Raw genomic sequence first — 12,403 nt, 5'->3', positions numbered from 1 at the left:
ATGACACGACATCTTGTGTTGGGCACCGTGGTGTTACTGGGCCTCGGTGGCTATGCCCCGGACCTGTTTGCCGAGGATCAAGAGGCGTTGAAAGCGTTCGGCACGGTGCAGAAAGTCTTCCAGAGCCCGCGTTGTCAGAACTGCCACATTCCCGGCGATGCGCCGTTGCAGTTCGACGCTGGCAGCCCCCACGCGATGAATGTGGTGCGCGGCATGGACGGCAAGGGCGCTGCCGGTTTGCCCTGCGCCACGTGCCACGCCGAGAGCAATCCGCCGGCCAGTTATGGCCCCCATGCGCCCCCGGGCGCGCCGCACTGGAGCTTGCCGCCGGCGGCGCACAAAATGGCCTGGATCGGCCTGCCGCCGGACAAACTCTGCGCAATGATCAAGGACCGCGCGAGCAACGGCGACCGCGACTTTGCTGCACTGATCAAACACGTCAGCGAAGACAAATTGGTGCTCTGGGGCTGGAACCCCGGGGCAGGGCGCGCGCCGGTGCCGGTGCCGCACGACATTTTCGTCGCGCAATTCAAACTTTGGGCCGATGCGGGCGGGCCGTGTCCGGTGGCGCACATGTGAGTCACGGCGATTTGACGCTGCGTTCAATCCATGACTGCCCGGCGCGTGGCTTGGCCGCGGTCCGCAGTATTCACCAATCCCAACGCCGGAGCGCCAGCCGAGTCAACGCAGTGTCGGCCGGGGTTCGGTGTTTGGGCGGGCTCAGCATCTGGTAAAACTTCAGCCATTTCTCATGACTGCCTGCGGCATCTTCCAGAGCCGGCGCGAGCAATGCCTCTTGCAAGGCTTTTGTTTCGTAGGCGTCGAACAGATGCCGGACGGCGGTGCTGGCGATGGCGTTGACCTTGTTCGACGCAAAGGTGTCGGGCACGGGGACGTATGGCTGTTGCTCCAGTGGCGCGCCTTCAATGTCGAGGCGCGTGATGAATGCCTTGCAACTCGCGTTATTGCTGGCGAGGGTTCCATGCCGGTAAGCCTCGGCGTCAAAGGGCAGCAACTTCGCCGCCTCGTTCTCGGCAGAGGGCGTCAGCAAACTAATGTCGATATCACGGCGCAAGACCACTTTCGACTGGCGGGTGAAAACCTCGAACACTCTGGACGGCTTTCCGTGCAGCAGCGCAAGGATTCCAAAGGGCGCGACGGTAGCGTTCTTGTCTGCGGTAGTCGGCAGTGGTCGCAGGGCAAGCAATTCCAGCGCGTAAACTTCAACATCGAGCCTCTGCCCCAGCGGCAACAGGCAGAAGGCTTCCTTGATCAACGCGGTGTGGGCGTCTTTCATTTGCGTGAGGCGGGCGCCGAGTGCCGCATGGAAAAGCGTCGGCACATGACCAAGGCTGGTCAACGATGTGAGCATGGGTGCCAGCTGCAGTTGCGCAGTGCTCGAGTGCCAGTCCTGCAGGTCGCCTGACAGTTTGCCGGCCAGGTGAAGCTCACTCAACGAGTAACACGGTGCCGAGGTTTCATCGTCTGTGGCTGAAACAAATAGCACCTGTTCTTTCAAGTGCGGATTGTCGGCAAAGACGTTGCGCAGGTCCTTCAGGGCGATGGTCTCAGGCGTTGGCCGCGCCGTCAGGAAAGCCCGGCGGCACAGTCCGTTCAGGCGCCGGTTATGCTCGCGATAAGTGCTGTCGGCCTGCTTCAGCGTGGCGGCGTCATACACGGTGACCGGACATTCGGCATCACGCTGGATCAGCCCTCTGGCAACCGCCCAGTCGACAATGAGCGAGGCGCAGGGCTCGCTGCGCACGAATGTGTAGAAGTCCGCAGGCGCCGGCCCCTTCGTCAGGCCGTTCAGTAGCTCGAACGACATCAGGCGCGACACACCCGGTAAACGGCTTTCGATATACAGCACGACCTGTTTGAACCTGACCCAGCGCCGACAGCTCATGTAAGGCAGCGAGGACGGGATGTCGCGGATCAGAAACTCCGGTGCGATACCGGACAACAAGAGATGGGTTGCCAGGGTCTTGTTCCTGGTCCGCGCCAGATGAAATTGCTGGTCAATGAGCCGGCGTATCTCGTTATAACTTTCGCCCCAGAAAAAGCTGTCTTCCAGGCGTTGGTCAATGATGCGGTGCACATCCTCACCGGCGCTCGGCTCCAGACTGAGAATCAACGCAGCGAGCAGCAGGCGGTCGCGATTGGTGGCCAGAAGGCGTTTGTTCTGCGCCGGCGGCGCGATGTGTTCGAGCAACTGGTTGCCCAATGACTGAGCCCGTGGCGTGATCAGGATGCGGCTGATCAGCGAATCGGCTTTCGCTTTGAGGGTTTCGAGCGGTAGATCGGTATCGACGCCTTCACTGAGGTAATCGATCAATGGCGGGGCGTCTTTGGGCAGGAACGTTCGGGTGATATCGATAATCTGCTGACGTTGCCCGGTGGTAAGACGTTCGGTGCTGGTGCCCGGCAGACCTAACAGATACCAATGGTTCATGTGACCGGGACGCATATGCAAGTTGATCTTGTTCCATTTCGCCAGGGAAAGGGCTTGCTGGACCGTCCCGGGCAGCGGTAGCTGGTAAAAGCGCAGCATTTGCCCCAGCGTGACCGTCCCGCTGCTGCGCAAGGCGCCGCCTGCCTGGCGAGCCTTGGTTTTGAGCCGGTCGCGATAGAGTTTCAGATCGGCGTGCTTTTCAACCTGCGATGTCAAAGTCACCCAGCCTCGTTCGCTGGCCGTGCCAATTTGCCCGGATTCGGTCAAGAGCAGGGGGCTGTCGGCGGGTAATGCGAGCTGCTGCAGAATGAGCTGAAAGGCCGCTTTGGACCTGAGCATTTCCAATTCCTGCTTGCCTGCCGCGATCCACTGCGCCAGTGCCGAATCCGGATGAGGTTCACTGAACTCCGCGTAGTCGATCCCTGCGGTGGGCTCCTTGTTCCAGCTCAGCGCTTCAAGACGCCGAACAATATGCCGACCGTCTTCGAGATCGGCAAAACTCTCGCGATAGCTGCGAATGGGCGCGCCGGTCTGCACGTAATCACTGACGTAGGGCAATGGCGGCCAGCTCTGCTGCCGCAGTCGTTGCGCAAGTGCTGTGGCCTGCGTGGCGTCTTCCGGCACAGGCAGTTCGTAGCGGCCCAGGAGCTCGCCGAGCTTGAAGCGAGGACCACCGCGGGTAGCGGACACTGACGAGGAGTTCAGCGTTACGGGGGTGTCGGCGAAACCGCGCTGCTCGAAGGGATCGCTGATCAGCACGCGCTCATCGATCAGGTTGGCGATGGCCCGCAAATCCTCCAGTTGAGCGTTGCGCTCCTTGACCACCGCCGAGCGGGTGTGACCGTTTTCATCAAGGCTGGCCAGGCCGCTGGCCTTGAGTTCAGCGACGATGATCCTGGCCTGAACCGCGTTTTGCGGCTCCGGGTAACCGTAGAACGCCAGCACCACTTGCCGTGGAAACCGATACAGTGGGTTGGCGGATTTACCGCCGATGTACGGCAAGCCCAGCCCGGCAGGATCGATACGCTGGGAGATCGACAGCAGCATCGGCGCCATCTGCCACCAGCCGGAGTCATCTTCCAGGGTAAAGGTGCGCACGCCCGTGGTGCCGTTAGACGGGATCTGCGCTTGCAGGGTGTCGCCCTTGATCTGCAAAGTGTCCAGATCGATATGGAAGCGGCTGGCCCAGTCCAGAAATTCAGGCCGTTCCAGCGCGGTCCAGTAAAGCTCCATCCATTCGCGCAGCAGGCATGGCCGGGGCACCTCCAGCGTGCGTGTCGAGTCGGCGGCGGTGACCACCGGTACAGCGGTCAATTCCGCGATGAGGTTCTGGATCAGCGTCTGTTCATGTACCGGTATATCGTTCATCTGCGCCTCCTTGGCGGCTCATTAGCAGCAAGCGCCGAGTATCGAAGCGAGGGCAGGGGCGGTGGTGGTATCCATGTAGTGCAGTGACTTTTTTCCAGGCATGAAAAAACCCGCCGGATTGGCGGGTTTTTTATGGCTACACGAAGATCACTCTTCGATGTTGCCCATCGCAGTGGTGTTGAAACCGCCGTCGACGTACATGATTTCACCGCTGATGCCCGACGCCAGGTCGGAGCACAGGAAGGCGCCGGCGTTGCCGACTTCGTCGATGGTGACGTTGCGGCGCAGCGGAGTTTGCGCTTCGTTGGCGGCCAGCATCTTGCGGAAGTTCTTGATGCCGGAAGCGGCCAGGGTGCGGATCGGACCGGCCGAGACGCAGTTGACGCGGGTGCCGTCCGGGCCCAGGGAGCCGGCCAGGTAACGCACGCCGGCTTCCAGCGAAGCTTTGGCCATGCCCATTACGTTGTAGTTCGGCATGGTGCGTTCGGCGCCCAGGTACGACAGGGTCAGCAGGCTGCCGTTGCGGCCTTTCATCATTTCGCGACCGGCCTTGGCCAGGGCGACGAAGCTGTAGGCGCTGATGTCGTGAGCGATGCGGAAACCTTCACGGGTGGTGGCTTCGGTGAAGTCGCCGTCCAGTTGGTCGCCCGGGGCGAAGCCGACGGAGTGGACGATGCAGTCCAGGCCGTCCCACTTCTTGCTCAGCGCTTCAAAGACCTTGGCGATTTCTTCATCGCTGGCCACGTCGCACGGGAAGCACAGCTCAGGGCTGGAGCCCCAGCCTTGTGCGAACTCTTCGACACGACCCTTGAGTTTGTCGTTCTGATAAGTGAAGGCAAGCTCAGCGCCCTCGCGATGCATGGCGGCAGCGATGCCGGATGCGATGGACAGCTTGCTGGCGACACCGACGATCAGTACGCGCTTACCGGCGAGAAAACCCATGTGTTGCTCCTCTTTCAGGTTATTGCGCAGTGGCTGGTGCCAGAAAAGCGGCTTCCAGCAACTGCTGTGTATACGGATGTTGGGGGGCGGCAAAGATACTTTGCGCGTCTCCCTGTTCGACCACTTGGCCATGCTTGACCACCATCAACTGGTGGCTCAGCGCTTTGACGACAGCCAGGTCATGGCTGATGAACAAATACGTCAGGTTGTACTTGGCTTGCAGTGAACGCAACAGCTCCACCACTTGCCGCTGCACCGTGCGGTCGAGGGCCGACGTCGGCTCGTCCAGCAGGATCAGCGCCGGTTTCAGCACCAGGGCCCGGGCAATGGCAATTCGCTGCCGCTGCCCACCGGAAAATTCGTGGGGGTAGCGGTGCCGGGTGTCCGGATCCAGACCTACCTCCTTCAATGCCGCAATGATCGCCGCTTCCTGTTCGGTCGCGGTGCCCATCTTGTGTATCCGCAGGCCTTCGCCAACGATGTCATTGACGCACATCCGTGGGCTCAGGCTGCCAAACGGGTCCTGAAACACCACCTGCATCTCCCGGCGCAACGGGCGAACCTCGTTCTGCGTCAGGCAGTCTAGCTGCTTGCCTTCAAAGCGGATCGCGCCTTTGCTGCCAATCAGCCGCAAAATCGCCAAACCCAGGGTGGACTTGCCGGAACCGCTTTCGCCCACAATCCCCAGGGTTTGACCCTGAGGCAGGCTGAAATTGATGCCGTCCACTGCCTTGACGTAATCCACCGTGCGCTTGAGCAGGCCTTTCTTGATCGGGAACCAGACTTTCAGGTCCTCGACTTCGAGCAGCGGCGCGCCGATTTCATTGCTCGCCGGGCCGCCGCTGGGCTCCGCGCCGAGCAATTCCCGAGTGTACGGATGCTGTGGCGAACGGAACAGCTCTGCGCACGATGCCTGTTCGACGATGCAACCGCGCTGCATGACACATACGCGATGCGCAATTCTTCGCACCAGGTTCAAATCGTGACTGATCAGTAGCAGCGACATGCCCAGGCGAGCCTGAAGTTCCTTGAGCAAATCGAGGATTTTCAGCTGAACGGTCACATCCAGCGCAGTGGTCGGTTCGTCGGCAATCAACAATTCCGGCTCGTTGGCCAAGGCCATGGCGATCATCACCCGCTGACGCTGACCGCCGGACAATTCGTGGGGCAGGGCCTTGAGGCGTTTGTGCGGCTCGGGGATGCCGACCATCTCCAGCAGTTCCAAAGTGCGTTTGGTCGCGACTTTGCCGCTGAGGCCCTTGTGGATGCCGAGCACTTCGTTGATCTGCTTTTCGATCGAGTGCAGCGGATTAAGCGAGGTCATCGGCTCCTGGAAAATCATCGCGATGCGGTTGCCGCGAATATGGCGCAGGGTCTTTTCGCTCAGATCCAGCAGGTTTTGCCCGGCGTAATTGATGCTGCCGGCTGGATGGCGGGCGATCGGGTAGGGCAGTAAACGCAGGATCGAATGTGCCGTCACCGATTTGCCCGAGCCGGATTCGCCGACCAGCGCCAGGGTTTCACCGCGCTTGATGTCGAAACTCACGCTCTCGACCACGCGGTGCACGCGCTCGCCGAAACCGAACTCGACGGCGAGGTCGCGCACTTCGATCAGATTGTCCTGATTCATTTCACTTCCTCGGGTCGAAGGCATCGCGAGCAGACTCGCCGATAAACACCAGCAAACTCAACATCAGCGCCAGCACGGCAAAAGCACTCATGCCCAGCCACGGCGCTTGCAGGTTGGATTTGCCTTGGGCGACCAGTTCGCCCAGCGACGGACTGCCGGCCGGCAAGCCGAAGCCGAGGAAGTCCAGCGCAGTGAGCGTGCCGATGGCGCCGGTGAGGATGAACGGCATGAAGGTCATGGTCGAAACCATGGCGTTGGGCAGGATGTGGCGGAACATGATCGCGCCGTTTTGCATGCCCAGCGCCCGGGCGGCGCGCACGTATTCAAGGTTACGACCGCGCAGAAACTCGGCGCGGACCACGTCGACCAGGCTCATCCACGAGAACAGCAGCATGATCCCCAGCAGCCACCAGAAGTTCGGCTGGACGAAACTGGCAAGGATGATCAGCAGGTACAACACCGGCAGCCCTGACCAGATTTCCAGAAAACGCTGCCCGGCCAGATCGACCCAGCCGCCGTAGAAGCCCTGAAGCGCACCGGCAATCACGCCGATGATCGAACTGAGCACGGTCAGGGTCAGGGCGAACAGCACCGAAATGCGGAAACCGTAAATCACCCGCGCCAACACATCGCGGCCCTGATCGTCGGTGCCCAGCAGATTGTCCGCCGAGGGCGGTGCCGGCGCGGGGACTTTCAGGTCGTAGTTGATGCTCTGGTAGCTGTAGGGAATCGGCGCCCACAACACCCAAGCATCCTTGGCCTTGAGCAGTTCGCGGATGTACGGGCTTTTGTAGTTGGCTTCCAGTGGGAATTCGCCGCCGAAGGCAGTTTCCGGGTAGCGCTTGATCGCCGGGAAGTACCAGTTGTTGTCGTAGTGCACGACCAGCGGTTTGTCGTTGGCGATCAGCTCGGCGCCCAGACTCAGGCCGAACAGGATCAGAAACAGCCACAGCGACCACCAGCCACGCTTGTTGGCCTTGAACAGTTCGAAGCGGCGGCGGTTGAGAGGGGACAGGTTCATCTCAATGCTCCCGGCTTGCGAAGTCGATGCGCGGATCGACCAGGGTATAGGTGAGGTCGCCGATCAGTTTCACCACCAGCCCGAGCAGGGTGAAGATGAACAGGGTGCCGAACACCACCGGGTAATCACGGTTGATCGCCGCTTCAAAACTCATCAGGCCGAGGCCGTCGAGGGAGAAAATCACTTCCACCAGCAACGAGCCGGTAAAGAAGATGCCGATGAATGCCGAAGGGAAACCGGCAATCACCAGCAGCATGGCGTTGCGGAACACGTGGCCGTACAGCACGCGATGGCGGGTCAGGCCTTTGGCTTTGGCGGTGACCACGTACTGTTTGTTGATTTCATCGAGGAAGCTGTTTTTGGTCAGCAGCGTCATGGTCGCGAAGTTGCCGATCACCAGCGCGGTCACCGGCAATGCCAAGTGCCAGAAGTAGTCGAGAATCTTGCCGCCCAGGCTCAGCTCGTCGAAGTTGTTCGATGTCAGGCCGCGCAGCGGAAACCAGTCCAGATAGCTGCCGCCGGCAAACACCACGATCAGCAGGATGGCAAACAGAAACGCCGGGATCGCGTAGCCGATGATGATCGCCGAGCTGGTCCAGACGTCGAAGTGGCTGCCGTGCCGCGTCGCCTTGGCGATCCCCAGCGGGATCGACACCAGGTACATGATCAGCGTGCTCCACAGCCCCAGCGAGATCGATACCGGCATCTTCTCCTTGATCAGGTCGATGACCTTGGCGTCGCGGAAGAAACTGTCGCCAAAATCCAGCTGCGCGTAGTTCTTGACCATGATCCACAGGCGTTCCGGGGCCGACTTGTCGAACCCGTACATGTGCTCGATTTCCTTGATCAGCGCCGGGTCCAGCCCTTGCGCGCCGCGATAGGACGAGCCGGCCACCGCCACCTCGGCGCCGCCGCCGGCAATGCGGCTGGTGGCGCCTTCGAAGCCTTCAAGCTTGGCGATCATCTGCTCGACCGGCCCGCCGGGCGCGGCCTGGATGATCACGAAGTTGATCAGCAGAATGCCGAACAGGGTCGGGATGATCAGCAGCAGTCGCCGAAAAATATACGCCAGCATCTGATTACTCCGTGCCCGCAGGGTCGGCTTGCAGTTGGGTTTCGACTTCTACGGCAGGCTTGGCGTCAGGCTTGACCCACCAGGTGTTGATGCCAATGTCGTATTTGGGCGAGGTTTTCGGGTGGCCGATGTGGTTCCAGTACGCCACGCGCCAGCTCTTGATGTGCCAGTTCGGCACGACGTAATAGCCCCATTGCAGCACGCGGTCCAGCGCGCGGGCATGGGCTACGAGACTTTTGCGCGAGTCGGCGTTTATCAGGTCTTCCACCAGTTGATCGACGATCGGATCCTTCAGGCCCATGCTGTTGCGGCTGCTGGATTTGTCGGCGGCGGCGCTCATCCAGTATTCGCGCTGCTCGTTACCGGGTGAGTTGGACTGCGGGAAGCTGCCGACCATCATGTCGAAGTCTCGCGAGCGCACACGGTTGATGTACTGCGAAACGTCAACGCGGCGGATCACCAAATCGATACCGAGGTCGCTGAGGTTGCGTTTGAACGGCAGCAGCACGCGTTCGAATTCGGTCTGGGCGAGGAGAAACTCAATCACCACCGGTTTGCCGGTGGCGTCGACCATCTTATCGTCGACGATCTTCCAGCCGGCCTCTTGCAGCAGTTGGTAGGCCTCGCGTTGCTGGGCGCGGATCATGCCGCTGGCGTCGGTTTTCGGATTCTCAAAGGCTTCGCTGAACACCTGCGCCGGCAGTTTGCTGCGGAACGGCTCGAGGATCGCCCGTTGCTCGGCGTCGGGCAGGCCGGTGGCGGCCATTTCCGAGTTCTCGAAATAACTGCGGGTGCGCACGTAGGCGCCGTTGAACAGTTGCTTGTTGGTCCATTCGAAATCGAACAGCAGACCGAGCGCCTGACGCACGCGCACATCCTGAAACACCGGGCGGCGCAGGTTGAAGACGAAACCCTGCATGCCGGTCGGGTTGCTGTTGGGGATCAACTCCTTGATCAAGCGGCCCTCGGTGACGGCGGGAACGTTATAGGCGTTGGCCCAGTTTTTTGCTGCCATTTCCAGCCAGTAATCGAACTGCCCGGCCTTCAAGGCTTCGAGGGCGACGGTATTGTCGCGGTAGTAATCGGTGGTCATCGTGTCGAAGTTGTAGAAGCCACGGTTGACCGGAAGGTCCTTGCCCCAATAATCCTTGACCCGCTCATAACGCACCGAACGCCCGGCCTTCACCTCGGTGACCTTGTACGGGCCGCTGCCCAGCGGGATTTCCAGATTGCCCTTGTTGAAGTCTCGACTGGCCCACCAGTGTTTCGGCAGGACCGGCAACTGACCGAGGATCAGCGGCAGTTCGCGGTTGTTGCTGTGCTTGAACTTGAACAGGACTTTGAGCGGGTCTTCGGCGACGGCTTCGGCGACATCGCTGTAATAGCCGCGAAACATCGGTGAACCTTCTTTGGTCAGCGTCTGGAAGCTGAACACCACGTCCTCGGCACGCACCGGGTGGCCGTCGTGGAAGCGCGCTTCGGGGCGCAGATAGAAGCGCACCCAACTGTTGTCCGGGGCTTTCTCGATCTTGCTGGCGATCAGGCCGTATTCGGTAAACGGTTCGTCGAGGCTGTGCCTGGTCAGGGTGTCGTAGATCTGCCCGATGTCATCGGCGGGCACGCCTTTGCTGATGAACGGATTGAGGCTGTCGAAGCCGCCGAACCCGGCCTGACGGAACACGCCGCCCTTGGGCGCATCGGGGTTCACGTAATCGAAATGCTTGAAATCGGCGGGGTATTTCGGCGGCTCGTTGTACAGGGTCACGGCGTGTTGCGGGGCGGCACAGGCCAGCCCGGCGAACAGCAAGCCGCTGGCCTGCACGAGCAGGGCGCGGATAGGGCTCATCGATCTTTCTCCGGAGACTTCAGCCACCACGCGCTCAGGCCCAGGGTATAGGGCGGCGTGGTGACAAAGGCCAACCGGTTACGGTAGGCCAGACGGTGATAATTGAGGTACCAGTTGGGAATGCTGTAATGCTGCCAGAGCAGCACACGGTCGAGCGCCTTGCCGGCGGCGACCTGCTCGTCGCGGGTGCGCGCGGCGAGCAACTGTTCGAGCAGGTGATCGACCACCGGGTTGGCGATGCCCGCGTAATTCTTGCTGCCCTTGACCCCGACCTGGCTGGAGTGGAAGTACTGCCATTGCTCCAGACCGGGGCTTAAGGTCTGGCCGAGGGTCATCGAGACCATGTCGAAATCGAATTGATCGAGGCGCTGTTTGTATTGCGCGCGATCGACGGTGCGCAGGCGCGCGTCGATGCCGATGCTGTTGAGATTTTCGATATACGGCTGGTAGAGGCGCTCCAGGTTCGGATTGACCAGCAACAGCTCGAAGCGCAGTGGTTGGCCGTGCGCGTTTTGCAGGCGTTGACCGTTGAGCTTCCAGCCGGCTTCGGCGAGCAGTGCCAACGCCTTGCGCATGCTTTCGCGCGGGATGCCGCGGCCGTCGGTCTGCGGCAGTGTAAACGGCTCGGTGAACAGCTTGGCCGGGAGCTGATCCTTGTACGGCTTGAGCATCAGCCATTCATGCCCGACCGGCAGGCCGCTGGCGCTGAATTCGCTGTTGGGGTAATAACTGGTGCTGCGTTTATAGGCATCGCTGAACAACGCGCGGTTGGTCCACTCGAAATCGAACATCAGACCCAGCGCTTCGCGAGTCTTGACGTCGGCAAAGGTCGCGCGGCGGGTGTTCATGAACAGGCCCTGACTCTGGGTCGGGATCCGATGAGGAATCTGCGCCTTGATCACCTCGCCGCGGCGGATGGCCGGAAAGTTGTAACCATTGACCCAGTTCTTGGCCTGATGCTCGATGTAAATGTCGAACTCACCGGCCTTGAAGGCTTCGAAGGCCACGTCGCTGTCGCGGTAGAACTCGACGTCCATGCGATCGAAATTGTACTTGCCGCGATTGACCGGCAAGTCCTTGCCCCAGTTATCCTTGACCCGTTCGAAAATCAACTGGCGTCCCGGTGTGACCGAGGTGATGCGATATGGCCCGCTGCCCAGCGGCGGCTCGAAGGTGGTGGCCTTGAAGTCGCGATCCTTCCAGTAATGCTGAGGCAGCACCGGCAACTCGCCCAGGCGCAGGATCAATAGCGGATTGCCCGAGCGCTTGAACACGAAGCGAATGCGCTGTTTGTTGAGAATGTCGACCCGCAGCACTTCCTGCAGGGCGGTGCGGTACAGCGGATGGCCGTCCTTGAGCAGCAGGCGATAGGAAAACGCCACGTCGTAGGCGGTAATCGGCGTGCCGTCGTGAAAACGCGCCTCGGGACGCAGGTTGAACACCACCCAGCTGCGATCCTCGCTGTACTCCACCGATTGCGCGATCAAGCCATAGCTGGACGCCGGTTCATCGCCGGAGGGCGAATACTGCCCGGTGCCAACCATCAGCGGCTCGTTCAGCTCGTTGATGCCGTACTGGAGGAAATTCGCTGTGGTGACTGGGCTGGTGCCCTTGAACGTGTAGGGGTTGACCGTATCGAAGGTGCCGAACGCCATTACCCGCAACGTACCGCCCTTGGGCGCTTGCGGGTTGACCCAGTCGAAGTGGGTAAATCTGGCCGGGTACTTGAGCGTGCCGAATTGCGCATAACCGTGGCTCTCGGTAATCGTCGCGCTTGCGGGTGAGCTCAAGGCCAGGCTGATCAGCAGCAGGAGGAGGGGACGCTTCAAGTCAGATCTGATCCAGGCGGCTCGGGCTTTGTGGGCCGTACAGTAACAGCTTGTCTGGACAGGAAAAAGATAGCGGCTTGATGCACCGGTAATTGTGGTGGGAATGCGGTGGACGGTGAGCTGACTGCGGAGGGAGCTTGCTCGATGAGCTGACTGTGGAGGGAGCTTGCTCGATGAGCTGACTGTGAGGGGAGCTTGCTTGATGAGCTGACTGTGGCGAGGGAGCTTGCTCCCGCTCGG

The 12,403-nt window shown here is 60.8% G+C and carries 8 protein-coding genes; 1 reads left to right on the top strand and 7 read right to left on the bottom strand.

Annotated elements, in window-relative coordinates:
* Complete coding sequence (locus HU743_RS13490) at positions 1 to 579, top strand: hypothetical protein (RefSeq protein ID WP_186621476.1); 579 nt, start codon at positions 1 to 3, stop codon at positions 577 to 579.
* A 70-nt stretch (positions 580 to 649) separates the two neighbouring features.
* Here HU743_RS13490 and HU743_RS13485 read toward each other — a convergent pair whose 3' ends face one another.
* From HU743_RS13485 to HU743_RS13455, 7 genes are all read right to left on the bottom strand, one after another.
* Positions 650 to 3,820 carry a hypothetical protein gene (locus HU743_RS13485; protein ID WP_186649101.1) on the bottom strand — a complete coding sequence of 1,057 codons (3,171 nt, stop codon included), beginning with the start codon at positions 3,818 to 3,820 and terminating at the stop codon, positions 650 to 652.
* A 147-nt stretch (positions 3,821 to 3,967) separates the two neighbouring features.
* Complete coding sequence (gene fabI / locus HU743_RS13480; RefSeq protein ID WP_007906751.1) at positions 3,968 to 4,762, bottom strand: enoyl-ACP reductase FabI; 795 nt, start codon at positions 4,760 to 4,762, stop codon at positions 3,968 to 3,970.
* Between the two features lie 19 nt (positions 4,763 to 4,781).
* The gene (locus tag HU743_RS13475) at positions 4,782 to 6,392 is read right to left on the bottom strand and encodes an ABC transporter ATP-binding protein (RefSeq protein ID WP_186649099.1); all 1,611 of its coding nucleotides are present in this window, start codon (positions 6,390 to 6,392) and stop codon (positions 4,782 to 4,784) included.
* Between the two features lies 1 nt (position 6,393).
* The gene (locus HU743_RS13470) at positions 6,394 to 7,413 is read right to left on the bottom strand and encodes an ABC transporter permease (protein ID WP_007910587.1); all 1,020 of its coding nucleotides are present in this window, start codon (positions 7,411 to 7,413) and stop codon (positions 6,394 to 6,396) included.
* Between the two features lies 1 nt (position 7,414).
* On the bottom strand, positions 7,415 to 8,488 hold the full coding sequence (locus HU743_RS13465; protein WP_186548040.1) for a microcin C ABC transporter permease YejB: 1,074 nt from the start codon (positions 8,486 to 8,488) through the stop codon (positions 7,415 to 7,417).
* A gap of 4 nt (positions 8,489 to 8,492) precedes the next feature.
* Complete coding sequence (locus HU743_RS13460; protein WP_186548038.1) at positions 8,493 to 10,334, bottom strand: extracellular solute-binding protein; 1,842 nt, start codon at positions 10,332 to 10,334, stop codon at positions 8,493 to 8,495.
* On the bottom strand, positions 10,331 to 12,163 hold the full coding sequence (locus HU743_RS13455) for an extracellular solute-binding protein (protein ID WP_186649097.1): 1,833 nt from the start codon (positions 12,161 to 12,163) through the stop codon (positions 10,331 to 10,333). The genes HU743_RS13460 and HU743_RS13455 overlap by 4 nt, the downstream gene beginning before the upstream one ends.
* Between the last annotated feature and the right edge of the window lie 240 nt (positions 12,164 to 12,403).

Origin of the sequence: Pseudomonas sp. SWRI99 (assembly GCF_014270125.1) — a bacterium.
Lineage (GTDB): Bacteria > Pseudomonadota > Gammaproteobacteria > Pseudomonadales > Pseudomonadaceae > Aquipseudomonas > Aquipseudomonas hamedanensis.
This window is presented reverse-complemented; position numbering and strand designations above follow the sequence as displayed.

Coding starts and splice junctions, on each gene's coding strand:
- HU743_RS13490 (WP_186621476.1), top strand. CDS start 1: ATGACACGACATCTTGTGTTGGGCACCGTGGTGTTACTGGGCCTCGGT.
- HU743_RS13485 (WP_186649101.1), bottom strand. CDS start 3,820: ATGAACGATATACCGGTACATGAACAGACGCTGATCCAGAACCTCATC.
- fabI (WP_007906751.1), bottom strand. CDS start 4,762: ATGGGTTTTCTCGCCGGTAAGCGCGTACTGATCGTCGGTGTCGCCAGC.
- HU743_RS13475 (WP_186649099.1), bottom strand. CDS start 6,392: ATGAATCAGGACAATCTGATCGAAGTGCGCGACCTCGCCGTCGAGTTC.
- HU743_RS13470 (WP_007910587.1), bottom strand. CDS start 7,413: ATGAACCTGTCCCCTCTCAACCGCCGCCGCTTCGAACTGTTCAAGGCC.
- HU743_RS13465 (WP_186548040.1), bottom strand. CDS start 8,488: ATGCTGGCGTATATTTTTCGGCGACTGCTGCTGATCATCCCGACCCTG.
- HU743_RS13460 (WP_186548038.1), bottom strand. CDS start 10,334: ATGAGCCCTATCCGCGCCCTGCTCGTGCAGGCCAGCGGCTTGCTGTTC.